The organism is Rathayibacter sp. AY1C4 (genome assembly GCF_002932195.1).
GTDB lineage: Bacteria > Actinomycetota > Actinomycetes > Actinomycetales > Microbacteriaceae > Rathayibacter.
In genome coordinates this window covers 80,036-103,985 of sequence record NZ_PSWE01000010.1, presented here as the reverse complement: position 1 = coordinate 103,985, position 23,950 = coordinate 80,036, and the positions used below count along the sequence as shown (strand labels likewise).

Genomic DNA, 23,950 nt, shown 5'->3' with positions numbered 1-23,950 from the left:
CCGGGGTTCCCTCGGTGGAGGGCGGGTCAGGCGCTGGTGTGGAACTTCAGCTGGGCGGCGGAGAGGCCGGAGTCGGCGATGAGCTCGACGGCGTCGGCGGCGTCCGAGACCAGGATCGGGAGCGCCTCGCGCTCCGGGCCGGCGAAGTCCTTCAGCACGAAGTCGGCGGCCTGCTGGCGGCCCGGCGGGCGGCCGATGCCGACCCGCACGCGCAGGAACTCGGCTCCTCCGGTCGCCGCGAGGATGTCGCGGATGCCGTTGTGCCCTCCGTGACCGCCGCCCTGCTTGAGGCGCAGGGTGTCGAAGGGGATGTCGAGCTCGTCGTGCACGACGATCAGGTGCGCCGGGTCGACCGAGTAGAAGTCGAGCAGCTGCGCCGTCGGCCCGCCGGAGAGGTTCATGAAGCTGTTGGGCTTGCCCAGCACGAGCTTCGGTCCGCCCGGGCGGAGGAAGCCCTCGGCGACCACGGCGTTGGCGCGGTTGTGCCGGCGGAACGAGCCGCCGATCCGCGTCGCGAGCTCGTCGAGCACCATCTGGCCGACGTTGTGCCGGTTGCGCGCGTACTGCGCGCCCGGGTTGCCCAGTCCGACGACCAGCCAGGTGTCACCCATGTCGTTCCTCTTCCTCGGGGGCGGCGGGGGGGGGTCCCCGCCGGACGCGGAACGGGCCCGCCGCGGCTGCGAGCGGGCCCGTTCCCGGGGTGGTGCGGACTACTCCGCGGTCTCGGCGACGACGTCGCCCGAGGCCGGGGTCTCGTCGTCCTCGCCCAGGTCCTGCTCGACCTCGGCGGTGACGTTGACGATGAGCACCTCGGCGTCGGTGACCAGCGTGGCGCCCTCGGGGAGCGTGACGTCGGCGGCGGTGATCTGCGTGCCGGCCTCGAGGCCCTCGACGGAGACGACGATGTTCTGCGGGATGCGCGTGGCGTCGACCTCGAGCGAGAGGGTGTTCGACTCGATCGAGACGAGGGTGCCGGGAGCGGCGTCGCCCTCGACGTGCACGGGGATGTCCACCTCGACCTTCTCGCCCTTGTTGATGACGACGAGGTCGATGTGCTCGATGATCTGGCGCACCGGGTCGCGCTGGATGTCCTTCACCAGCGTGGTCTGCGCGGCGCCCTCGATGTCGAGCTCGAGGATCGCGTTCGCCTTGCGGGTGAGCAGGAGCACCTGGTGGCCCGGGAGGGTGAGGTGCTGGGGCTCGGTGCCGTGGCCGTAGAGGACCGCGGGGATCTTGTCCTGCGCGCGGATCTTGCGGGCGGCGCCCTTGCCGAACGAGGTGCGGACCTCGACGACGACCTTGTTGGTCAGTTCAGCCATGATGTTCTCCTTGGGCGGCGCGCACGCCACCGGATCGGGTCGTGGCCTGCGGCCACGGACGGTTTGTCGACTCGAACGCATGTCAGCGTGAGGAGAAGTCCGTGGCGCCCCGTGGGGGCCTCGCCTGCTTCCACCGCGTCGATCACGGATGCACGTGCATCCCTCGCCGAAGTTCAGCTGCCGATCCTACCCGGCATCGCGGCCGCCCGCCAGCAGGCGGTCGCGCCGCCGGACTCGGAGCCGGACGTCCAGGCGGACCGCCTACCGTGCGGGTATGACGAGCGACGACTTCGGCTCCTACGTCGAGAAGAACGGCTTCCACCGCGACACGAACTACATCCCGACGCGGATCACCGCCGACGGTCGCGACGGGTACCCGGTGGAGACGGGACGCTACCGCCTCGTGGTCTCCCGCGCCTGCCCGTGGGCGAACCGCGCCGTGATCGTGCGGCGCCTGCTCGGTCTCGAGGACGCCCTCTCGATGGGCATCTGCGGGCCCACGCACGACAAGCGCAGCTGGACCTTCGACCTCGATCCGGGCGGCGTCGACCCGGTGCTGGGCATCCCCCGCCTCCAGGACGCGTTCTTCGCCCGCTTCCCCGACTACCCGCGCGGGATCACCGTCCCGGCCCTCGTGGACATCCCGAGCGGCCAGGTCGTCACCAACGACTACCCGGTGATGACGCTCGACTTCTCCACCGAGTGGACCGCGTTCCACCGCGACGGCGCCCCCGACCTCTACCCCGAGGAGCACCGCGAGGAGATCGACGAGATCGCCGAGCTGGTCTTCCACGACGTGAACAACGGCGTCTACAAGTGCGGCTTCGCCGGGTCGCAGCGCTCCTACGACCGGGCCTACGACCGCCTCTGGGCGCGGCTGGACTGGCTGGAGGAGCGGCTGAGCACCCGCCGCTACCTGGTCGGCGACACCATCACCGAGGCGGACGTGCGGCTCTTCACGACGCTCGCCCGCTTCGACGCCGTCTACTACAGCCACTTCAAGGCCAACCGGAACCTGCTGTCGGCGATGCCCGCGCTCTGGGGCTACGCGCGCGACCTGTTCGCCACTCCGGGGTTCGGCGACACGATCGACTTCGCCCACATCAAGTCGCACTACTACGAGGTGCAGCGGGACATCAATCCGACCGGCGTCGTCCCCAAGGGCCCGGACCTCTCCGGCTGGCTCGTCCCCTCGCGCCGCGAGGAGCTCGGCGGCCGCCCGTTCGGCGACGGCACTCCCCCGCCGCCGCCGATCCCGTCGGAGCGCGTCCCCCTCGGCCACGGCGCCTGACCGGTCGCGGTCGTCGCGGCGCGCAAGACCGTGCGCGCGCCGCACGACCGATGTGCAGCCGGGAGACGGCTCGGACCCGGGCTCCCCGGAGCGACCCGGGGCTAGCCTGGGCTCGCCCCTGAACGCGAACGTCGAGGAGAACCGTGTCTGACAAGCCCACCGCCACAGCCAACATCGGAGTCGTCGGTCTGGCGGTGATGGGCTCGAACCTCGCCCGCAACCTCGCCAGCCGCGAGGGCAACACGGTCGCGGTGTTCAACCGCTCCTACGGCCGCACCGAGACCCTCATCACGGAGCACCCGGAGGCGGGCTTCGTCGCGTCCGAGACCATCGAGGACTTCGCCGCCTCGCTCGCCACCCCGCGCACCGCGATCATCATGGTCCAGGCCGGCCGCGGCACCGATGCCGTGATCGAGCAGCTGACGAAGGTCTTCGAGCCCGGCGACATCATCGTCGACGGCGGCAACGCGCTCTTCACCGACACCATCCGCCGCGAGAAGGCGGTCCGCGAGACCGGCATCCACTTCGTCGGCACCGGCATCTCCGGCGGCGAGGAGGGCGCGCTCAAGGGCCCGTCGATCATGCCCGGCGGCTCGGTCGAGTCCTACAGGACCCTCGGCCCGATCCTCTCGTCGATCGCCGCGGTCGCCGAGGGCGAGCCCTGCGTCACCCACATCGGCACCGACGGCGCCGGCCACTTCGTCAAGATGATCCACAACGGCATCGAGTACGCCGACATGCAGCTCATCGCCGAGGCGTACGACCTGCTCCGCACCGTCGGCGGACACGAGCCCGCCGCCATCGCCGAGGTCTTCGACGCCTGGAACAAGGGCGACCTCGAGTCGTACCTCATCGAGATCACCGCCGAGGTGCTCCGCCAGGTCGACGCCGACACCGGCAATCCCTTCATCGACGTCGTCCTCGACCAGGCCGGCTCGAAGGGCACCGGCGTCTGGACCGTGCAGAACGCGCTCGACCTCGGCGTCCCCGTCGGCGGCATCGCCGAGGCCGTCTTCGCCCGTGCCGTGTCCTCCCACCCCGAGCAGCGCGAGGCCGTGCAGGCCCGCGTCACCTCGCGCCCGACCCCGGTCGAGAAGTACGAGGGCTTCGAGGACGACGTGCGCGCCGCGCTCTACGCCTCCAAGGTCGTCGCCTACTCGCAGGGCTTCGACGCGATCATCGCCGGAGCCGAGAAGTACGGCTGGGAGATCGACAAGGGAGCGGTCGCCAAGATCTGGCGCGCGGGCTGCATCATCCGCGCCCAGTTCCTCAACCGCATCGTCGACGCCTACGACGAGAACGCCGGCATCACGACCCTCCTCGAGGACCCGTACTTCGCCGAGGCCGTCGCCAACGGCGAGGCCGCCTGGCGCCGCATCGTCTCGACCGCCGCGCTCTCGGGCGTGCCGATCCCCGGTTTCGGCGCCGCGCTGTCGTACTACGACTCGCTCGCCTCCAAGCGCCTCCCGGCCGCTCTCGTGCAGGGCCAGCGCGACTTCTTCGGAGCGCACACCTACAAGCGCGTCGACAAGGAGGGCACCTTCCACACGCTGTGGTCGGGCGACCGCACCGAGGTCGAGCAGGACCCCTCCACGCACTGACCCGCGTCGCACGGGAAGGCGCCCCCGCCTGCAGGATCCTCGGATCCTCGGGCGGGGGCGCCTTCCGCGTCGGGGAGGGAGCTCCCCCGTCGTCAGCGGAGCCGGGCGGTGGCGTCCGGCTCCCCGAGCGGGCGCTCGACGCCCGGGCCGGCTGACCCCTCAGGTCCGGAAAGCCCGCGCGATCAGGAGCGCCGCCAGGAGCACCGCTGCGGCGGCCGCCGTGGCCGCCGGGAGGGCGAGCAGGAGCAGCAGCGAGACCGCGGCCGACGCGAGGGCGGGCCCGCTCGCCCCGGCAGCTCCGTGGTCGAGGCGCCGCACGATGGTCGCCACCAGCAGAGCGGCCACGGCGAAGGCGAGCAGCGCGTCGGCGTCGAGGATCACGACCGCGAGCACGGCGACCAGGCAGAGGACGAGCTGGGCCGCCGCCGGCACGCCGGTCCTGCGGTTCCTGGTGGCGAGCACTGCCGGGATCTCCCCAGCGCCGGCGAGACGGACGAGGGCGCGCGCGTCCCTCCGCCCGAGGTCGAGGAGCGCGAGCAGGACCGCGATCACGGCGGCGGCCCCGACGAGCCCGGACGCGGGCGAGCCCCGGGTGACAGCGCTCAGGGGGGTCTCCGAGGACGCGAGGACCTCGGGACCGGCCGCCAGGAGCAGACCGGTGCCGAGCGCGGCGGCGGCCGCCGTGGCGGTGCCGATGCGCAGCAGGGCGGGGCGGAGAGCCGTCACCGCGCCGGAGCGGGAGGTCGGCAGGAGGATCAGGAGCAGGGCCGCGGCGGTGCCGGCTCCCAGCGGCCCTCCGTCGCGCAGCGGGTCGAGCGGCGCGGGGTCCGGACGGGACGCCAGCACGATCACGGCGGCGGCGGCCAGCAGGACGACGACCGCGCCGACGAGGAGCAGGACCGGGCGAGCGGGGAGGCGCCCGCCGCGCAGACCGAAGAGCGCGACGGCCACGAGCAGCAGGACGGCCAGGGGCCGGGCCGCTCCCCCGAGGACCGACTGGGCCGCGGTCAGGGCCAGCGCGGCCGAGGCGAAGGCGCGCCCGACGATCCCGAGCCACTCGGAGGAGGGGCCGTCGTGGACGGTGCGCCCGGCGTCGGCGACGGCGCTCAGGGCCGCGGCGGCCGCCGCGACGGCGAGCCCGAGGAGCAGCCACCAGCCCGCCGCCGCGGCGGCCGGCGACCAGACCAGGAAGACCGCCGCCAGGGCGAGGGTCGCATCCGAACGCTGGGGCACGGCCTCACCCTAGGCGGTGGAGCCGGGGCGGGACCCGGGTGCGCCGTGCAGGGCGCACCCGGGGCGCGGGGTCCTACGCGTCGCCGTCGAACATCGACGTCACGGAGCCGTCGTCGAAGACCTCGTGGATGGCGCGGGCCAGCAGCGGAGCGATGGGCAGGATCGTCAGGCGGTCCCAGGTCTTCTCCGGCGGCAGCGGCAGAGTGTCGGTGACGACGACCGAGTCGATGAACTCGGAGCTCAGGAGCTCGACCGCCGGGTCCGAGAAGACGGCGTGGGTGGCCGCGACGACCACGCCGATCGCGCCCGCCTTCTTCAGCGCCTCGGCCGCCTTCGCGATGGTGCGCCCGGTGTCGATGAGGTCGTCGACGAGGAGGCAGACGCGGCCCTTCACCTCGCCGACGATCTCGTGGACGGAGACCTGGTTGGCGACCTTCGGGTCGCGGCGCTTGTGGATGATCGCCAGCGGGACGCCGAGCTTGTCGCTCCAGATGTCGGCGACGCGGACGCGGCCCATGTCGGGCGAGACGATGGTGAGGGTCGAGGGGTCGAGCTTCTCGCGGAAGTGCTCGAGCAGCACCGGCATCGCGAAGAGGTGGTCGACGGGGCCGTCGAAGAAGCCCTGGATCTGCGCCGCGTGCAGGTCGACCGACATGATCCGGTCGGCTCCCGCCGCCTTGAAGAGGTCCGCGACGAGGCGGGCCGAGATCGGCTCACGGCCGCGGCCCTTCTTGTCCTGGCGCGCGTAGGGGTAGAAGGGGGCGACCACGGTGATCCGCTTGGCGGAGGCGCGCTTGAGCGCGTCGACCATGATCAGCTGCTCCATCAGCCACTCGTTGATCGGGGACGTGTGCGACTGGAGGACGAACACGTCGCCTCCGCGGACCGACTCGCCGTAGCGGACGTAGAGCTCGCCGTTGGCGAAGGTGCGCCCCTCGGTCGTGACGAGCTCGGTCCCGAGCTCGGCGGCGACCGCCTCCGCCAGTGCCGGATGCGCCCTCCCCGAGACGAGGACCAGGCTCTTCTTGTTGCTGGCGGTGATGCCGGTCACTGTGCTCCGCTTCCTCCGGTGGGCGCCTGGTCGGATCCGGTGGGATCCGACGCCAGGGCCGCCTCGGCGGCGTCGGCCGCTGCGGTGCCCGGACGGTGGGTCTGCACCCACCCGGCCATGTTGCGCTGCGGAGCGACGGTGATCCCGAGGGCTCCGGCGGGGATGTCCTTGCGGATGACCGTGCCGGCGCCCGTGTACGCTCCGTCACCGATTCTAACGGGGGCGACGAAGACGTTGTGCGACCCCGCACGCACGTGCGAGCCCACCACGGAGGACGCCTTGCTCACCCCGTCGTAGTTGGCGAAGATCGAGCCGGCGCCGATGTTCGACTCCTCGCCGATGACCGCGTCGCCGACGTAGGAGAGGTGCGGGACCTTCGATCCCTCGCCGATCACGGCGTTCTTGGTCTCGACGTAGGTGCCGATCTTGCCGCGGGCGCCGAGCACGGTGCCGGGGCGGAGGAACGAGAACGGGCCGACCTGGGCCTTCGCGCCGATCACGGCGAGCGTCGCGTCGGAGCGCTTCACGACCGCGTCCTCGCCGACCTCGCAGGAGTCGAGCGTGGTGTCCGGGCCGATGACCGCGCCGGTGGCGATGACGGTCGGGCCCTTGATCTGCGTGCCCGGGAGGATCTCGACGTCCGGGGCGAGGACCGCGTCCACGTCGATCCAGGTGGTCGCCGGGTCCTGGATCGTGACGCCCTCGAGCTGCCAGCGGCGCACGATGCGCGCGTTGAGCTCGAGCGCCGCGTCGGCGAGCTGGGCGCGGTCGTTGATCCCGGCCACGAGCCAGCGGTCCTGCACAGGGACGGCCTCGATCGCGCGGCCGGCGGCCTTGAGCGCGGCGGCGGCGTCGGTGAGGTACTTCTCCCGCTGAGCGTTCTCGGTGCCGATCGCGCCGATGACCGAGCGGAGCGCGGCGGCGTCGAAGGCGTAGACGCCGGCGTTGATCTCGGTGAGGTCGAGCTCGTCGGGGCTGGCGTCCTTCTGCTCCACGATGGAGGCGAAGGCTCCGTCGGCGCCGCGGACGATCCGGCCGAAGCCGGTCGGGTCCTCGAGCACGCAGGAGAGCATGGTGAGCGCGTTCGCCGCGGCGAGGTGCTCGTCGAGCAGGCGGCGGAGGGTCGGCGCGTCCAGCAGCGGGACGTCGGCGCTCAGCACGACGACCGTGCCGGCGAAGGACTCCGGGAGCGCCGCGAGGCCCTGCTCGACCGCGCGGCCGGTGCCGGGCGTCTCGTCCTGGTCCACCACCAGCGCGGAGGGCGTGTGCTCGAGGACGGCCTGGGCGACCCGGTCGCGCTCGTGGCGCACCACGGTGACGACGTGCGCCGCGTCGAGCGAGGCGGCCGTGTCGAGCACGTGCCCGAGCAGCGGCCTCCCGGCGAGGCGGTGCAGGACCTTCGGGGTGCGGGACTTCATGCGGGTGCCCTGGCCTGCCGCCAGGATCACGACGGCGAGCGTGCTGTCTGCCATGTTCTTCGCGTTCTCCTCCGTGAGCGCACCGTCCTGGTGCCGCTCCGCCACCAGGATTCGAACCTGGACCGGACAGCTCCAAAGGCTGCCGTGCTGCCGTTACACCATGGCGGACCGCGCGATCGCGCGCCGTCCATCCTGCCACCCCCGCGCCCCCGGCCCCGCCTCGGGCGCGGGCGGCCGTCGCTCGGGCGGACGACGGCGGCCCGGGAGGTCCCCGCCTCCCGGCCCGTCCGCCTCCCGGCGTCCCCCGAGCCGCCCAGCCGCCACAATGGACGGGTGAGTGCGAATGACGAGGTCGACGGGATCGTCGACGCCTGGGTCCGGGAGCGGCCCGATCTCGATTTCACGCCGCTCCAGGTCTTCTCGCGGATGCGCCGGCTGGCCAAGCAGCTCGAGCGCGCGCGCGGCAGCGCCTTCGGCCGGTCGGAGCTCGAGACGTGGGAGTTCGACGTGCTCTCGGCCCTGCGGCGCGCGGGCGCGCCCTACCGGATGAGCCCCAAGCAGCTCCTCCAGGCGACCATGGTCACCAGCGGGACCATGACCAACCGCATCGACCGGCTGGTCGAGCGCGACCTGGTCGAGCGCCTCGACGACCCGAACGACGGGCGCGGCGTGCTGGTGCAGATGACGCCGTCGGGGCTCGCCCGGGTCGACGCGGCGATCACCCGCCTGGTCGACGCGGAGCAGGAGCTGCTCGGCGCGCTCACCCACGCCCAGCAGGAGCGGCTGGCGCAGCTCCTCCGGAAGCTCTCCCTCGACTTCGGCTGAGCCGGTCGCCCCGGGCCCGCGACGGCGGCCCGCCCACGCGGTACGGGACAGCTGCCGGTGCCGCGGAGGAGAGCGGCGTCAGCCCTCGAGCTGCTCCGAGAGCTCCAGCCAGCGCAGCTCGAGCTCGGCCGCCTCGTCCTCGTAGGCTCGGAGCGAGGCGTTGAGCGCCAGGATGCCGTCGTAGTCGTCCTGGTCGTGCGTCGCCATCTTCTCGTGCACGGTCTTCGTCAGCTGCGTGAGCTTGTGCAGGCGCCGGTCGATCGCCGACACCTCCTTCTCGGCGGTGCGGCGCTCGGCCCCCGCGAGTCCGCTCGACGCCGGCGCGGCGGAGGAGGAGCCCGACGACGCCGCCGCGGGCGCACCCTTCTCGAGCGCGCGGCGCAGGTCGAGGTACTGCTCGACGCCGCCGGGCAGGTGGCGGAACGCGCCGTCCATCACGGCGTACTGCTGGTCGGTGACGCGCTCGAGCAGGTACCGGTCGTGCGAGACGACGAGGAGGGTGCCCGGCCAGGAGTCGAGCAGGTCCTCGATCGCGGCGAGCATGTCGGTGTCGAGGTCGTTGGTCGGCTCGTCGAGGATCAGCACGTTGGGCTCGCTGAGCAGGATGAGCAGGAGCTGGAGCCTCCGGCGCTGACCGCCCGAGAGGTCCTTCACGGGCGTCGAGAGCTGCGCGCTCGAGAAGCCGAGCCGCTCGAGCAGCTGGCCCGGGGTCATCTCCTTGCCGCCGATGGAGTAGCTGGTGCGCTGCTCCGCGATGATCTCGCGGACGGGCCGGTGCTGGACCCCGGTCAGCTCGCGCAGCTGCTGGTCGAGGATCGCGACGCGCACAGTGGTGCCGCGCTTCACCCGTCCGCTCGTCGGCTCCACGCTGCCCGCGACCAGGCCGAGGAGGGTCGACTTGCCGGCGCCGTTCACGCCGAGAATGCCGGTGCGCTCGCCGGGCGCGATCCGCCACTCGATGCGGTTGAGGACGGTCCGCTCGCCGTAGCGGACGGTGACGTCGAGCAGGTCGACGACGTCCTTGCCCAGGCGCGAGACGGCGAGCTGCGAGAGCGAGACCGAGTCGCGCACCGGGGGCTCGTCCTCGATCAGCTGGTTCGCGGCGTCGATCCGGAACTTGGGCTTGGCCGTGCGGGCGGGGGCGCCGCGCCGGAGCCAGGCGAGCTCCTTCTTCATCAGGTTCTGGCGCTTGGCCTCCATGGTCGAGGCCATCCGGTCGCGCTCCACTCGCTGCAGGATGTACGCCGCGTACCCGCCCTCGAACGGCTCGACGAGACGGTCGTGCACCTCCCAGGTGGCGGTGCAGATCTCGTCGAGGAACCACCGGTCGTGGGTGACGACCGCGAGCCCGCCCGACGACGCCGCCCAGCGGCGCTTGAGGTGCTCGGCGAGCCAGGCGATGCCCTCGACGTCGAGGTGGTTGGTGGGCTCGTCGAGGAAGACGACGTCCCAGTCGCCGACGAGCAGCTTCGCGAGGGCGACCCGGCGCCGCTGCCCGCCCGAGAGGGAGCCGACCACTCCGTCCCAGGGGACGTCGCGCAGCAGGCCCGCGATCACGTCTCGGGTGCGCGCGTCGCCCGCCCACTCGTGCTCCTGGAGCCCGCCGACGACGGCCTGGGCGACGGTGAGGTCCTCATCGACCGTGTCGGCCTGGTCGAGCATCCCGAGCGTGACGCCGCGGCGGTGCGTGACGCGGCCGCTGTCCGGCTCGATGCGCTGCGCGAGCAGGCGCAGGAGGGTCGACTTGCCGTCGCCGTTGCGTCCGACGATCCCGATGCGGTCGCCCTCCTCGATCCCCAGGGAGACGTCGTCGAAGATCACGCGTGTGGGGTACTCGAGTCGCAGCGCCTCGGCGCCCAGCAGATGTGCCATAGGGATCCAGCCTAGGCGGTGCCGCCTGAGCGGTCCGCCGCGGGTCGATCACAGTGCGGCCGGGTCGCGGCCCCCGGACCTCAGCCCGCGGCTGCCGGCTCCGAGACGGACACCGAGCGGCGGTGCAGTCCCGTGGCACCGTCGGGAGCGGGCGGGCGCTCGACCGTGGTCTGCACCGTGCCGTCCGCGTCGGTGGCGCGCACGGTCACGACGTGGTCGCCGACCGTCGCGTCCCACTCGAGGACCCACTGGATCCACGTGTCCGAGGTGACCTGCTCGGCGAGGCGCGCCTCCTGCCAGGCGCCGCCGTCGATCTGCACCTCCACCTTCGCGATGCCGGTGTGCGGCGCCCAGGCGACTCCCGCCACGGCGACCGTCCCCGCCTCGACGGGCTGGCCCTGGCGCGGCACATCGATCCGCGACTCGATCTTGATCGGACCGCGCTCGGTCCAGCCGCGCGTCGACCAGTACGCCAGGTCCTCCGCGAAGGTCGTGACCTTCAGCTCGACGACCCACTTCGTCGCCGAGACGTAGCCGTACAGGCCGGGGACGACCATCCGGACGGGGAAGCCGTGCTCGACCGGGAGCGGCTCGCCGTTCATCCCGACGGCGAGCAGGCTCGCGCGGTCCTCGTCCTGCAGCACGTCGAGCGGGCTGGAGGCGGTGAAGCCGTCGATGCTCCGCGAGAGCACCATGTCGGCGCCGGCGGTCGGCCGGGCCCGGGCCAGCAGCTCTCGGATCGGGTAGCCCAGCCAGAGGGCGGTGCCGATCAGGTCGCCGCCGACCTCGTTGGACACGCAGGACAGGGTGACCAGGTGCTCCTCGAGCGGCAGCGCGAGCAGCTCGTCCCAGGTGATCTCGATCTCCTCCTCCACCATGCCGGTGATCTTCAGCGACCAGTCGGCGGGCTCGACCGACGGCACCGAGAGCGCGGTGTCGATCCGGTAGAACGAGGAGTTGGGAGTGACGTAGGAGCTGATGCCGTCGATGTCGTCGAGCACGGCGCCGGCCGGGACGGGCGCGGCGGCCGAGGCGGGAGCCGGCAGGGACACGGCCTCGCGCACGGCGGTGACGGCGGCGGAGGCGGACGTGAGGAAGCGGGCGCCGATGCCGGCGGCGACCGCGGCGACTCCGGCGATCCCGACCAGGCGGAGGAACGACCGGCGGTCCGGGGAGTCGCTCTCGCGCTCCTCCTGCCAGCCGCGGAGGCGGACGGAGGCCGAGCGGAGCACCGCGGCACCGGCCACCATGCCCACGACGCTCGGCGCCGCGTCGATCCCGGAGGCGCCCTCGCGGCTGACGGCGGCGAGCGCACCGGCGCCCGCGACGACGGCCAGCAGCAGCACGCCGAACGGCGGGCGGCGGTACTCGAGGACTCCCGCGCCCACGGCCAGCAGTGCGATCGCGAGGCCGATCGAGACCAGCAGCACGAGCTTGTCGCCGGTGCCGAAGAGCGCGATGACCGTGTCCTTCACGCCCGGGGGCACGATGTCGATGACGAAGCCGCCGACCGCGACCAGCGGACTGCCGCCCGCTCCGGTGAAGACCGCGACGACCTCGGCGGCCGCGAGGGCGACGACGGCGGCCACGATCCCGGAGAGGATCGCGAAGAGGGTGGCGCGGCGGGACATGAGCGGCACTCTAAGCCACGAGGTCGGAACTTCTCTGCGGACCGTCTGTGGAGGGCGCCGGGCGCGGGGCTCGCGCGCCCCGCTCCGGAGGCACCGCCTCCGCGACTAGGTCGACAGCAGGCGCGCCCCGTGGACCGGGCCGGAGACCCGCACGGCGCTCAGCCGCGCGGAGCTCAGCTCGCGCTGCAGGTCGGCCGCCGCATCGGCGTCCGGAGCGAGGAACGCCACGGTCGGTCCGGACCCCGAGACGAGGCCGCCGAGCGCCCCGCGGCCCTCGCCGAGCTCGAGGATGCGGGCGAGCCCGGGCTGCAGGTGCAGCGCCGGCGCCTGGAGGTCGTTGTGCATCGCGTCGGCGAGCATGGCGGCGTCGCCGGCGCGGAGGGCCTGCAGCACGTTGGGATCGATGGCGGGGGTCGCCGAGATCGGGCGGAAGTCGTGCAGGTGGCGCTCGCGGTGCCGGTCGAGCTCGCTGTAGACCTCGGGGGTCGACAGGCCCTCCTCCGAGAGGACCAGCACCCACTCGAAGCGGCCCTTGGCGAGCGCCGGGCTCAGCTCATCGCCGCGGCCGACCCCGATCGCGGTGCCGCCGGTGAAGGAGAAGGGGACGTCGGCGCCGAGGCTCGCGGCGATGCCGAGCAGCTGCTCCCTCGTGCAGGCCGTGCCCCAGAGCGCGTCGCAGGCGAGGAGGGTCGCGGCGGCGTCGGCCGAGCCGCCGCCCATGCCGCCGGCGATGGGGACGTTCTTCTCGATCTCGAGGTGCACGCCGCCGCGGTAGCCGGTCGCCCGGGCGAGCGCCCGAGCCGCCTTGATCGCGAGGTTGGAGCCGTCGACGGCCAGGCGGGAGGTGTCGATCGAGCCCGAGAAGGAGACCGAGAAGTCGGCCGCCTCCTCCGCGAACACGTCCTCGTAGAGGGAGAGCGACTGGAACGCGGTGGCCAGCTCGTGGTACCCGTCGTCGCGCACGGCGCCGACCTTGAGGAACACGTTGATCTTGCCGGGCGCCCGCGCGTGGACCCGGTTCGACGTCGCGCGGTGGGCCATGCATCCACGCTACAGGGTGGCGGAGGCGCCCTCGTCCGCACCCGGGGCGGGCTCCCCGTCGCCGTCCGCGTCGTCCCCGTCGGTCTCCGCCAGCGACCCGTCGGGCACCGCCGCGCCGCGCACGGGGACCCGCGCCGGATCGAGCTCGCGGCCCAGGCGGACGAAGGCGGCGACGTCCAGCTCCTCGCCGCGCGCGGTCTGCGGGACGCCGGCCCGCTCGAGCGCGACGATCGCCGCGGCGCTGTCGCCGAAGAGGGTCGCGAGCGACTGGCGGAGCATCTTCCTCCGCTGCGCGAACGCCGCGTCGACGACCGCGAAGACGGCGCGGCGCAGAATCTCGTCGCCCGGCTCCTCGCCGCGGTCGAACGCGACGAGCACGCTGTCGACGTTCGGCACCGGCCAGAAGATCTGACGCGAGACCGCGCCGCCCGTCGTCCAGGAGCCGAACCACGCCGCCTTGACGCTCGGGCCGCCGTAGACCTTGGAGCCGGGACCGGCGGCGAGCCGGTGCCCGACCTCGGACTGCACCATCACCACTCCGGACCGGATGCTGGCGAAGTGCTCGAGGAAGTGCAGGAGCACCGGCACCGAGATGTTGTACGGGAGGTTGGCGACGAGCCGGACCGGCTCCCCCGGCAGGTCGAGCACCTTCATCGCGTCGGCGTGCACGACCGCGAGATCGGCGCCCGGCGCCATCAGCTCGACGGTGCGCGGCAGCTGCTCGGCGAGGCGCCCGTCGATCTCGACGGCCACGACCTGCGCGCCCGCCTCGAGCAGGCCGAGGGTCAGCGATCCGAGGCCGGGGCCGATCTCGACGACGGTCTCCCCCGGGCGCACCCGAGCGAGCTTGACGATGCGGCGGACCGTGTTGGCGTCGTGCACGAAGTTCTGGCCGAGCTTCTTGGTCGGCGTGACGTCGAGGAGGCCGGCGAGGTCGCGGATCTCGGCCGGGCCCAACAGGCGCGGGATCGCGGCGGCCGTCGGCTCGGCGGCGTGGCGGCCGCTCATGCGAGGGGTCCGACCGGCTCCGTCGGCTCGGAGCCGACCTCGCCGCCCCACTCGCCGTACACGGCCTCCGTGTTCGAGGCGATCGTCGCGGCCAGGTGGCCGACGTCGGTCTCGAGGGTCGCGGCCATCGAGCGCAGGGTGTGCGGGAGGAGGTAGGGCGCGTTCGGACGGCCGCGGAAGGGCGACGGAGTGAGGTACGGCGCGTCGGTCTCGACCAGGATGAGGTGCCGCGGGGTCGCGACGAGCGCCTCCCGCAGCGGCTCGGCGTTCTTGAACGTCACGGTGCCGGCGAAGGAGAGGTACCAGCCCTCGTCCGTGCACATCCGCGCCATCTCGGCATCGCCGGAGAAGCAGTGGAAGACGGTGCGCTCGGGGGCGCCGACGCGGCGCAGGGTCTCGATGACCTCGCGGTGCGCGTCGCGGTCGTGGATCTGCAGCGCGAGGTCGTGCTCCTTCGCGATGCGGATGTGCTCCTCGAAGGAGCGGAACTGCGCGGCGCGGCCGCTCTCGCCGGTGCGGAAGAAGTCGAGCCCGGTCTCGCCGATGGCGCGCACCCGCGGCTGCTCCGCCAGCTCGGCGATCACGGCGAGGGCGGCGTCGAGCTCGCCGCGCTGCTCCAGCTCGGGCGCCTCGTTGGGGTGGATCGCGACGGCGGCCAGCATGCGCGGCTCGCTCGCCGCCTGCTCGGCCGACCAGCGGCTCGTCTCGACGTCCGTGCCGACCTGGACGACGCCGCGGACGCCGACGGTGGAGGCCCGGTCGAGCTGCTCGCGGTGGTCGAGCGGCTCGAGGCCGTCGGCGATCTCGAGGTGCGTGTGGTTGTCGTAGACGGGGACGACGAGCGCCTCGGGCAGCGGCGGGTACGTCAGGTCGCGGCCGGACGAGGCCTCGCGGGAGCGGACGTGCTGGCTGTCGGTCATGCGCTCCAGGCTACCGGGAGGGCTCGCGCGGGCCGGAGTCCCGGGTGGACGAGGGCCGAGAGGCGGCCGCTGAGGCGCCCTGAGCGGATCGGGTCAGCACCCGATCGGATCGGGACAGCCCGCCTCCCGCGCCGCCGGGAGGCTGGAGCCATGACAGACACCGAGCTCCTCGCCCCTTCCGCACCCGGCTCCCTCGCCGGGCGCCACGCCCTCGTCACCGGATCCTCGAGCGGGATCGGCGCAGCCATCGCCCGCCGGCTAGCCGGGGCCGGCGCTCACGTCCTCGTGCACGGACGCGACCGCGAGCGGGTCGGGTCCGTCGTCGGCGGCATCCGCGCCGACGGGGGCACCGCCTCCGCGCTCGTCGCCGACCTCGCGGGCACGCCGGAGGAGACCCGCGCCGTCGCCGCCCGGGCGCTGACCCTCCTCGACGGGCGGATCGACGTCCTCGTCAACAACGCCGGAGTGTTCCCGGTGGGGCCGACCGCTGACCTCAGCGACGCCGACGTCGAGTCCCTCCTCACCACGAACATCCGCGTGCCGCACCAGCTCGTCGCGGCGATCGCCCCGGCCATGGCCGAGCGCGGGAGCGGAGTGGTCGTCAACATCACCTCGTGGATGGGACGGGTGGGAACGCCCGGGACCGCGCTCTACCCCGCGACCAAGGCGGCGCTGGAGCACCTCACGCGGGCGTGGGCGGCCGAGTACGGCCCGAGCGGCGTGCGCGTGGTCGCCGTCGCGCCCGGCGCGACTCTCACGCCCGGCAACGAGCACGCCGCGGCGATCCTGGAGCAGATGACCGCGTCCGCCCCCGCCGGCCGGCCCGGACGTCCGGACGAGATCGCCCTGGCCGTGCGCTGGCTCGTCTCGGACGAGGCCTCGTACGTCCACGGCACGACGCTCGACGTCGACGGAGGCATCGTCGGCGCCCGCGTCTGACGCCGCGGCACGCGCCTCTCGGAGTCCCCGCGACAGCGCCCGCCGCTCAGTGGATCTGGACGAGCGGCCCGGGGTGGAGCGCGGCGTCGGCCGCGGGGGTCGTCTCGTAGGCGCGGCGGTAGTCGCGCCCGAAGTGCGACGCGCTCGCGTAGCCGACCGCGGCCGCGGCCTGCGCGGCGGTGTCGCCCCGGACCAGGAGCAGCCTCCTGGCCTCCCCGAGGCGGAGCCGCCGCAGGTAGCCCAGCGGCGACATCCCGGTCAGCTCGCGGAAGCGGCGGGTGAGTGTGGGCACGCTGGTGCCCGCCTCCGCGGCGAGCGCGCCGAGGGTCCATCCGCGCGACAGCGACGCGCTCATCGCCTCGACCGCGCGGGAGACGGCCTCCGAGCGGACGGTGCTGGACGCGGCCAGCAGCCGGGGCGCCTGGTCCGTCTGCAGCAGCCGCAGCACGAGCTCGCGCGTGATCGCGGGGGCGAGCACCGGGATGTCGGCGGGGGCGTCGAGCAGACGGAAGAGTCGGCGCAGCGAGTCGGCCATCTCCTCCGTGACCGTGCCGATCCGTGGGGCGGGAGCCCGCGGGGCCGTCCGGGGGGCGAGCGCCGCGATCTCGGCCACCACAAGCGGGTCGAGACGCCAGTTGGCCGACAGGAAGTCGCCGCGGTCGCCGGTCTCCACGACGGCCGCGACCACCGGCAGATCGACGGGGGTGATCAGGAAGCGGCCGGCGCCCCACCGCTCGTCGGAGTCGCCGACCACCGAGCGCTTCCGGCCGGCCAGCACCAGGCTGAGGGTCGGCGGGAACCGGGTGTAGACGAGCTCGGTCGGAGCGGTCACCCGGTGCAGGCGCAGGGCGAGCGCGGCGGCGCGCTCGGGGTGCCCGACGTGGCGCCGGGTGAGCTCGGCCGCCTGCTCGAGAGCGTCGAGGACCTCGCGCGTCATCAGCGCACCAACGGAGCGGAGGGCCGCTCGCACTCGGCCCCCCGCGTTCGGATCACGGCCGTCGGGCACTCCCCTGCGGATCCTCCGCCGGCGAGTCCGCACCGCTCGGCTGCTCGGTCCACGGGTCGAGGCGCGGCCGTCAGGACGCGGGAGCCTCGATGCGCGGGAAGAGCGCGGCGAGCGTGCCGACGGTGGTGCCGACGGGGAGGACTCCCCACCGGCCCGCCTCGCGGATCGGCTGCGCGGTGAGGGCGCCCAGCGACTCCGTCACGCCGAGCGCCTCCCAGAGGGACGCCGTCGCGCGCGGCACGACCGGCGAGAGCAGCACGGCCAGGGCGCGGAGCCCCTCCGTCGCGGTGTAGAGCACCGTGCCGAGGCGCTCGCGCTCCTCGCGCTTGGCGAGTGCCCACGGCTCCTGCTCGGTGATGTAGCCGTTGAGCTCCTCGACGATGCTCCACACGGCGGTGATCGCGTCGTGGATCGCGAGCGCGTCGATCGACCGGTCGGCCGACGCGGCGGCCTCGGCGACGATGCGCTGCACGCGCTCCTCCGCCTCGGTCGGCTCCCCCGGCGCGGGCACGACGCCGTCGTAGTAGCGGTGCAGCATCGCGACGACCCGCGAGGCGAGGTTGCCGAAGCCGTTCGCGAGCTCGGACTGGTAGCGCGCCGACAGGTCCTCCCACGAGAACGAGCCGTCCTGGCCGAAGGTGATGGCCCGGAGGAAGTAGTAGCGGAAGGCGTCGGAGCCGAAGGTGTCGGTGATCTGCTCGGGCGCGATGCCGGTGAGCTTCGACTTCGACATCTTCTCGCCGCCGACCAGCAGCCAGCCGTGGCCGAACACCTGCCGGGGCACCTCGAGGCCCGCGGCCATGAGCATGGCGGGCCAGATCACGGCGTGGAAGCGCAGGATGTCCTTGCCGACGATGTGGGTCGCGGGCCAGCGGCGCTCGAACTCCGCCTCGTCCTGGCCGTAGCCGACCGCGGTGATGTAGTTGAGCAGCGCGTCGAACCAGACGTAGACCACGTGCGAGTCGTCCCACGGGACCTTCACGCCCCAGTCGAAGCTGGAGCGGGAGATCGACAGGTCGGCCAGGCCCTGGCGGACGAAGCTGACGACCTCGTTGCGCGCCGACTCGGGCTGGACGAAGTCGGGACGCTCCTCGTAGAGCGCGAGCAGCCGCTCGGTGTACTCGCTCATCTTGAAGAAGTAGTTCTTCTCCTTCAGCAGCTCGACCGGCTTCGAGTGGATCTTGCAGACGTACTGGCCGGCGTAGTCGCCGGTGCCCTCCTCGAGGTCGGACAGCTGCTTGTACTCCTCGCAGCCCACGCAGTAGTAGCCCTCGTACTCGCCGGTGTAGATCGCGTCCTCGTCGTACAGCTTCTGCAGGAACTTCTGGACGTTGACCTCGTGCCGCGCGTCCGTGGTGCGGATGAAGTCGTCGTTGGCGATGTCGATGGTCTCGAGCAGCGGCTGCCAGGCGGTCCTCACGAGGCGGTCGGCCCACTCCTGGGGGGTCGTGCCGTTGGCGGTGGCGGTGCGGAGGATCTTCTGGCCGTGCTCGTCGGTGCCGGTCAGCAGCCAGGTGTCGTCGCCCGCCTGGCGGTGCCAGCGGGTGAGCACGTCGGCGGCGACCTCGGTGTACGCGTGCCCGATGTGCGGGACGTCGTTCACGTAGAAGATCGGGGTCGTGAGGTAGAAGGAGGCGCCGTCGGACATGGCGACCATCCTATTCACCGCGCGGCACCGCTCCCGGCGTGTGACGGACGCCGTGGGCGACCGGCCGCGATCGCCGCCGGGGAGGGAGCCCTCAGCCGCGGCGGGAGGCGAGCGCCGCCTCGTAGAGCGCGCGGCGCGAGAGCCCCGTGATCTCGGCGACCTCGGCCGACGCCTCCTTGAGCCGCGATCCGGCCTCGACGCGGGCCAGCACGTCGGCCAGCGCGTCCTCGAGCGACGCCTCCCTCGCGGGGGCTCCCTCGACGACCAGGCAGATCTCGCCGCGCAGGCCGTCGGCCGCCCACTCGGCCAGCTCGGCCGCCGTGCCGCGACGGACCTCCTCGAACATCTTGGTGAGCTCGCGGCAGACGACGACGCGCCGCTCCGGGCCCATCGCCTCGACCAGGTCGGCGAGCGCGTCGCCGATCCGGTGCGGGGACTCGAAGAAGACCATGGTGCGCCGCTCGTCGACGAGCGCCCGGAAGGTCGAGACCCGCTCGCCGTGCCGGCGGGGCAGGAACCCCTCGAAGCTGAAGCGGTCCGTCGGGAGCCCGGACACGGCGAGCGCCATGAGCACCGCCGAGGGACCGGGCAGCGCGGTGACCGCGACTCCCGCCGCCACCGCCGCCTCGACCAGGTGGTAGCCCGGGTCCGAGACCGTGGGCATGCCAGCATCGCTCAGCACGAGCAGGTCCTCCTCGCGGGCCAGCTCCACCAGCTCGGCGGCGCGCTCGCGCTCGTTGTGGTCGTGCAGCGCGTAGAGGGCGGGCCGGTTCTCGACGCCCAGGGCGCGCATCAGCTGGATGGTCACGCGCGTGTCCTCAGCGGCGACGTGGCGGGCGGAGCCCAGCGCCTCCACGAGCCGGCGGGAGGCGTCGCCGAGGTTTCCGATGGGAGTGCCGGCGAGGATGATCATGCCGCCAGTCTCCCAGGCCGGGTCCGGGGCCTCCCGCCGCGGATCGCCGCCGTCCCGGGAGGAGGCGCCCCGTTAGCATGGCCGGGTGACGGACCGACCGCAGCGCGACTTCGACGACCTGCTCCTGGACGCGGCGGGATCGGCGCGCTCGGTCCCGGTGGAGCCCGCCGAGGCGTCCGCACCGCGGGAGCGCACCCCGCTCCCGGACGTGCCGCGCGGCTCCTGGTTCGACGACCTGCACACCCGGCTCGTCGCCTCCCCCGCGCGCCGCCGGCTGTACGAGCTCGGACTGCCGCTGCTGGTGGTCGCCCTGGCCGCGGTGCTGCGGCTGTGGAACCTCGGCCACCCGCGCTCGCTCGTGTTCGACGAGACCTTCTACGTGAAGGACGCCTGGACCCTCTGGAACCTCGGGTTCGAGGGCGCCTGGCCCGAGAACCCGGACCCCGGCTTCGCGGCCGGCGACGTGGACACCTTCACGGGGGCGCCGTCCTTCGTGGTGCATCCGCCGCTGGGCAAGTGGATCATCGGGCTCGGGATGGGCGTGTTCGGCGCGGACGACAGCGTCGGCTGGCGCGTCGCGACCGCCGTCGTGGGGATCCTCGCCGTCGCGCTGGTGATCGTGATCGGCCGCCTCCTGTTCCGCTCCACCCTCCTCTCCTCCTTCGCGGGGCTGATGCTCGCGCTCGACGGCCACGCGATCGTGATGTCGCGGGTGTCGCTCCTGGACGGGATCCTGATGTTCGTCGCGCTCTGCGGGGTCGCGGCGGTGCTGCTGGACCGGCGCTGGGCCGACCTGCAGCTGGCGCGGAAGGTGGCGGCGGGAGCGCTGCCGAGCTGGGGGCCGGTCCTGTGGTGGCGTCCCTGGCTGCTCGCGGCGGGCGTGCTCTTCGGCCTGGCCGCGGGCGTGAAGTGGACGGGCGTCTACTTCCTCGCGGCGTACGGCGTGTACGCGGTGGTCGTCGACGCGCTGATGCGGCGCCGCGCGGGCGTGCCGTTCTGGGGCAGCGGCGCGATCCTCAAGCAGGGTCCGGTCACCTTCCTCCTGGTCGTGCCGATCGCCCTGATCGCCTACCTCGTCACCTGGACGGGCTGGCTGCGCACCTCCGGCGGATGGGCCCGGCAGTGGGCGTCGGAGGCCCCCGGCAACGCCTGGACCGGGGCTCTCGCGTGGGTGCCGGACTGGGCGCAGAGCCTCTGGCACTACCACGTGCAGATGTACGACTACTCGATCAACTTGCGGGCCTCGCACCCCTACGAGGCGAACCCGCTCACCTGGCTGCTCATGCTCCGGCCGACCAGCATGTACTTCGTCGACCAGGCGACGGGCGTCGACGGCTGCACCGCCGCACGCTGCGACGAGGCGATCACCTCGGTCGCCAATCCGCTCATCTGGTACGCCGGAGTCCTGGCGCTGGTGTACCTCCTCTACCGGCTCGCGCGGTACCGGGAGTGGCGCGCCGGCTTCGTGCTGATGGGGATCGTCGCGGGCTACCTGCCGTGGCTGCTCTACCTCGACCGCACGGTGTTCCAGTTCTACTGCGTCGTCTTCGAGCCCTACATGATGCTGGCGCTGGCGCTGACGGCCGGGATCGTGATCGGGAGTCCGGGCGACGAGCGGAGGCGGCGCACCCGGGGCGTCCTCGTGGTGCTCGTCTTCGCGGTGGCGGCGGCCGCGCTGACGGCCTACTTCCTGCCGCTCTGGATCGGCGCGCAGACGTCCTTCACCTTCTGGCAGGCCCACATGTGGCTGCCCTCGTGGGTCTGATCCGGCGGCTGGGCCCGGGAGTCGCGGCCTGCGCCGTCGCGGCGGTGATCGCGGCCCTGCTGCACGCGACGGTGCCGGCAGTGCCGATGCTGACCGCGGCGGTCGCGCTCGGGATCCTCGTGGCGCAGCTGCCCGCGGCGCGCCCCCTGCTGAGCGGGGCGCTGGCGCCGGGCCTGAAGTTCTCGTCCCGCTCGCTGATGCGCGCCGGCATCGTCCTGCTCGGGCTGAAGCTCTCTCTGATCGACATCGCTGCGCTGGGCTGGGGCGCGATCCTGGTCGTGGTCGGGATCGTCCTGGCCACCTTCGGCCTGACCTGGGCGCTGGGCCGGGTGCTCCGGCTGCCCGGGCAGGAGCCGCTGCTGCTCGCGGCGGGCTTTTCGATCTGCGGGGCCTCGGCGATCGGCGCGATGGCCGGAGCGACCCGGGCGAAGGAGCAGGAGCAGGCGACGCCGGTCGCGCTGGTGACGCTCTGCGGCACGCTCGCGATCGCGGTGCTCCCCGCCCTGCAGCAGCCGCTCGGGCTCTCCGACGTGCAGTTCGGGCACTGGGTCGGCGCCTCGGTCCACGACGTGGGCCAGGTCGTGGCGACGGCCCAGGTGGCCGGAGCGTCGGCGCTGGCCGTGGCGGTCGTGGTGAAGCTCACCCGAGTGGTCATGCTGGCGCCGATGGTCGCGGTGGCGGCGGCGGTCACGAGGCGCCGAGGCGGGACCGGCGGGACGCGCCCGGCGATCGTGCCGCTGTTCGTGGTCGGGTTCCTCGCCGCGGTGCTGCTGCGCACGCTCCTCCCCCTGCCGGAGGGACTGCTCGCCGCCGCCGACACCGCGCAGACCTGGCTCCTCGCCGCGGCCCTCTTCGCGCTCGGCAGCGCCGTCCGGGTGCGCGCGCTCGTGACGACGGGGTGGCGTGCTCTCCTCGTCGCCCTGGTGTCGTGGGCGGCGATCGCGGCGATGGGCCTGGCCGCGGTGCAGCTGGCGCTCTGATCGGCGCTCCGATCCGCTCGACCGCTCTGTCGCGCACGGTCGCTCTGCACTGCGGGGCCGCTCTGTTACGCGATGCGTCGCTCCGGCGCGGCGGTGTCGGCGGCTCCCGCTAGCGTCGATCGCATGGCAGATCGTGAGTACGGCTTCAAGACGCGTGCGATCCACGCGGGCAACATCCCCGACGCGGTGACGGGCGCCCGCGCTCTGCCGATCTACCAGACCAGCGCCTTCGTCTTCGACGACACCTCCGACGCCGCGGCCCGCTTCGCGCTGCAGAAGTACGGCAACGTCTACTCGCGCCTGTCGAACCCCACGGTCGCCTCCTTCGAGGAGCGCGTCGCGAGCCTCGAGGGCGGCCTCGGCGCCGTCGCCACGGCCTCCGGGCTCTCGGCGCAGTTCATCACCTTCGCGGCGCTCGTCGGCGCGGGCGACCACGTGGTGTCCTCCGCCAACCTCTACGGCGGATCGATCACCCAGCTCGACGTCACGCTCCGCCGCTTCGGAGTGGACACCACCTTCGTCCGCTCGAGCGACCCGGCCGACTACGCGGCGGCGATCACCGAGAAGACCAAGGTTCTCTACGCCGAGACGATCGCGAACCCCTCCGGCGAGATCGCCGACATCGAGGGCCTCGCCGCGGTCGCGCACGCCGCCGGCATCCCGCTGATCATCGACTCCACGGTCGCCACCCCCTACCTCGTCCGCCCGATCGAGTGGGGCGCCGACATCGTCATCCACTCGGCCACCAAGTTCCTCGGCGGACACGGCACCACGCTCGGCGGCGTCGTCGTCGAGTCGGGGCGCTTCCACTACTCCCCCGAGAAGTTCCCGCTGCTGCACGACCCGGTCGCCTCCTACGGAGACCTGTCGTGGGACGGCAACTTCGGGGAGTACGGCTTCCTCACGCGCCTGCGCGCGGAGCAGCTGCGCGACATCGGGCCGGTCCTCGCTCCGCACTCCGCGTTCCTGCTCGCCCAGGGCGTCGAGACGCTGCCGTACCGGATCCAGGCGCACGTCGACAACGCACGCCGCGTCGCCGAGTGGCTCGACGCCGACCCCCGCATCGAGGCGGTCTACTGGGCCGGGCTGCCCGCGCACCCGCACCACGACCGCGCGCAGAAGTACCTGCCGAAGGGACCGGGCTCGGTCTTCAGCTTCGTGGTCAAGGGCGGCCGCGCCGTCGGCCAGACCTTCATCGAATCGGTCGACCTCGCCAGCCACCTCGCCAACATCGGCGACGCCAAGACGCTGGTGATCCACCCCGCCTCGACCACCCACGCCCAGCTCACCGAGGACCAGCTCCTCCACGCGGGCGTCCTCCCCGGACTCGTCCGCCTCTCCGTCGGCATCGAGGACGCGGACGACATCATCTACGATCTCGACCAGGCGCTCGCCCGCGCGGTCGAGGAGCACGGCACCCCCGACGCTCCGACCGAGCTCCCCGAGGACACGACCACCACCCTGCACACCCCGGCCGTGGAGGTCTGAG

20 protein-coding genes and 1 tRNA gene are annotated in these 23,950 nt (G+C 73.2%); 7 read left to right on the top strand and 14 right to left on the bottom strand.

Going from position 1 to position 23,950, the window contains the following annotated elements; translation table 11 throughout:
* Positions 1–26: 26 nt before the first annotated feature.
* Both pth and C5C99_RS07215 read right to left on the bottom strand, forming a co-directional pair.
* Entirely contained in the window at positions 27–611 is a 585-nt protein-coding gene (pth, locus tag C5C99_RS07220) for an aminoacyl-tRNA hydrolase (protein ID WP_104233681.1), read from the bottom strand.
* Between the two features lie 99 nt (positions 612–710).
* A complete protein-coding gene (locus C5C99_RS07215; protein ID WP_104238997.1) occupies positions 711–1,319 on the bottom strand; it encodes a 50S ribosomal protein L25/general stress protein Ctc in 609 nt (202 codons plus the stop codon).
* Positions 1,320–1,593: 274 nt separating this feature from the next.
* Here C5C99_RS07215 and C5C99_RS07210 point away from each other — a divergent pair, with 274 nt between their 5' ends.
* Both C5C99_RS07210 and gndA read left to right on the top strand, forming a co-directional pair.
* Positions 1,594–2,610 (top strand): glutathione S-transferase family protein, encoded by a 1,017-nt coding sequence (locus C5C99_RS07210; RefSeq protein ID WP_104339848.1) that lies wholly within the window; start codon positions 1,594–1,596, stop codon positions 2,608–2,610.
* A 143-nt stretch (positions 2,611–2,753) separates the two neighbouring features.
* Positions 2,754–4,211: an NADP-dependent phosphogluconate dehydrogenase gene (gene gndA / locus C5C99_RS07205; protein ID WP_104233684.1), complete on the top strand. Its 1,458-nt coding sequence runs from the start codon at positions 2,754–2,756 to the stop codon at positions 4,209–4,211.
* Between the two features lie 159 nt (positions 4,212–4,370).
* On the opposite strand, the gene C5C99_RS07200 is transcribed toward gndA, so the two are convergent.
* The 4 genes from C5C99_RS07200 to C5C99_RS07185 form a co-directional block, all read right to left on the bottom strand.
* Positions 4,371–5,444 carry a hypothetical protein gene (locus C5C99_RS07200; RefSeq protein ID WP_104339847.1) on the bottom strand — a complete coding sequence of 358 codons (1,074 nt, stop codon included), beginning with the start codon at positions 5,442–5,444 and terminating at the stop codon, positions 4,371–4,373.
* 73 nt (positions 5,445–5,517) lie between these two features.
* Positions 5,518–6,495, bottom strand: a complete 978-nt coding sequence (locus C5C99_RS07195) for a ribose-phosphate diphosphokinase (protein WP_104222342.1) — start codon at positions 6,493–6,495, stop codon at positions 5,518–5,520.
* A complete protein-coding gene (glmU, locus tag C5C99_RS07190; protein WP_104335812.1) occupies positions 6,492–7,967 on the bottom strand; it encodes a bifunctional UDP-N-acetylglucosamine diphosphorylase/glucosamine-1-phosphate N-acetyltransferase GlmU in 1,476 nt (491 codons plus the stop codon). Before glmU ends, C5C99_RS07195 begins: the two co-directional genes overlap by 4 nt.
* A 42-nt stretch (positions 7,968–8,009) precedes the next feature.
* Positions 8,010–8,081, bottom strand: a tRNA-Gln gene (locus tag C5C99_RS07185).
* Between the two features lie 165 nt (positions 8,082–8,246).
* On the opposite strand from C5C99_RS07185, the gene C5C99_RS07180 reads away from it, so the two are divergent.
* Positions 8,247–8,738, top strand: a complete 492-nt coding sequence (locus tag C5C99_RS07180; RefSeq protein ID WP_104222340.1) for a MarR family winged helix-turn-helix transcriptional regulator — start codon at positions 8,247–8,249, stop codon at positions 8,736–8,738.
* A gap of 78 nt (positions 8,739–8,816) precedes the next feature.
* On the opposite strand, the gene C5C99_RS07175 is transcribed toward C5C99_RS07180, so the two are convergent.
* From C5C99_RS07175 to C5C99_RS07155, 5 genes are all read right to left on the bottom strand, one after another.
* Positions 8,817–10,610, bottom strand: a complete 1,794-nt coding sequence (locus tag C5C99_RS07175) for an ABC-F family ATP-binding cassette domain-containing protein (RefSeq protein ID WP_104222338.1) — start codon at positions 10,608–10,610, stop codon at positions 8,817–8,819.
* 80 nt (positions 10,611–10,690) lie between these two features.
* The gene (locus C5C99_RS07170) at positions 10,691–12,241 is read right to left on the bottom strand and encodes a molybdopterin-dependent oxidoreductase (protein WP_104339846.1); all 1,551 of its coding nucleotides are present in this window, start codon (positions 12,239–12,241) and stop codon (positions 10,691–10,693) included.
* Positions 12,242–12,346: 105 nt separating this feature from the next.
* The gene (locus C5C99_RS07165; RefSeq protein ID WP_104222334.1) at positions 12,347–13,282 is read right to left on the bottom strand and encodes a 4-(cytidine 5'-diphospho)-2-C-methyl-D-erythritol kinase; all 936 of its coding nucleotides are present in this window, start codon (positions 13,280–13,282) and stop codon (positions 12,347–12,349) included.
* A gap of 9 nt (positions 13,283–13,291) precedes the next feature.
* A complete protein-coding gene (gene rsmA, locus C5C99_RS07160; protein ID WP_181074564.1) occupies positions 13,292–14,290 on the bottom strand; it encodes a 16S rRNA (adenine(1518)-N(6)/adenine(1519)-N(6))-dimethyltransferase RsmA in 999 nt (332 codons plus the stop codon).
* Entirely contained in the window at positions 14,287–15,210 is a 924-nt protein-coding gene (locus C5C99_RS07155) for a TatD family hydrolase (RefSeq protein WP_104222332.1), read from the bottom strand. The genes rsmA and C5C99_RS07155 overlap by 4 nt, the downstream gene beginning before the upstream one ends.
* Positions 15,211–15,360: 150 nt before the next feature.
* On the opposite strand from C5C99_RS07155, the gene C5C99_RS07150 reads away from it, so the two are divergent.
* Positions 15,361–16,149 (top strand): SDR family NAD(P)-dependent oxidoreductase, encoded by a 789-nt coding sequence (locus tag C5C99_RS07150; RefSeq protein ID WP_104339845.1) that lies wholly within the window; start codon positions 15,361–15,363, stop codon positions 16,147–16,149.
* Between the two features lie 46 nt (positions 16,150–16,195).
* Here the strand turns inward: C5C99_RS07150 and C5C99_RS07145 are convergent, their stop codons facing one another.
* The 3 genes from C5C99_RS07145 to rsmI form a co-directional block, all read right to left on the bottom strand.
* Positions 16,196–17,086, bottom strand: a complete 891-nt coding sequence (locus C5C99_RS07145; RefSeq protein ID WP_104226935.1) for an AraC family transcriptional regulator — start codon at positions 17,084–17,086, stop codon at positions 16,196–16,198.
* A gap of 139 nt (positions 17,087–17,225) precedes the next feature.
* Positions 17,226–18,803, bottom strand: a complete 1,578-nt coding sequence (metG, locus tag C5C99_RS07140; protein ID WP_104226924.1) for a methionine--tRNA ligase — start codon at positions 18,801–18,803, stop codon at positions 17,226–17,228.
* 91 nt (positions 18,804–18,894) lie between these two features.
* A complete protein-coding gene (gene rsmI / locus C5C99_RS07135) occupies positions 18,895–19,716 on the bottom strand; it encodes a 16S rRNA (cytidine(1402)-2'-O)-methyltransferase (protein ID WP_104226923.1) in 822 nt (273 codons plus the stop codon).
* Between the two features lie 85 nt (positions 19,717–19,801).
* On the opposite strand from rsmI, the gene C5C99_RS07130 reads away from it, so the two are divergent.
* From C5C99_RS07130 to C5C99_RS07120, 3 genes are all read left to right on the top strand, one after another.
* Positions 19,802–21,481 carry a dolichyl-phosphate-mannose--protein mannosyltransferase gene (locus C5C99_RS07130; protein ID WP_258063656.1) on the top strand — a complete coding sequence of 560 codons (1,680 nt, stop codon included), beginning with the start codon at positions 19,802–19,804 and terminating at the stop codon, positions 21,479–21,481.
* On the top strand, positions 21,472–22,461 hold the full coding sequence (locus C5C99_RS07125) for a YeiH family protein (protein WP_258062883.1): 990 nt from the start codon (positions 21,472–21,474) through the stop codon (positions 22,459–22,461). Before C5C99_RS07130 ends, C5C99_RS07125 begins: the two co-directional genes overlap by 10 nt.
* Before the next feature lie 123 nt (positions 22,462–22,584).
* The gene (locus C5C99_RS07120) at positions 22,585–23,949 is read left to right on the top strand and encodes an O-acetylhomoserine aminocarboxypropyltransferase/cysteine synthase family protein (RefSeq protein ID WP_104226921.1); all 1,365 of its coding nucleotides are present in this window, start codon (positions 22,585–22,587) and stop codon (positions 23,947–23,949) included.
* Position 23,950 lies beyond the last annotated feature (1 nt).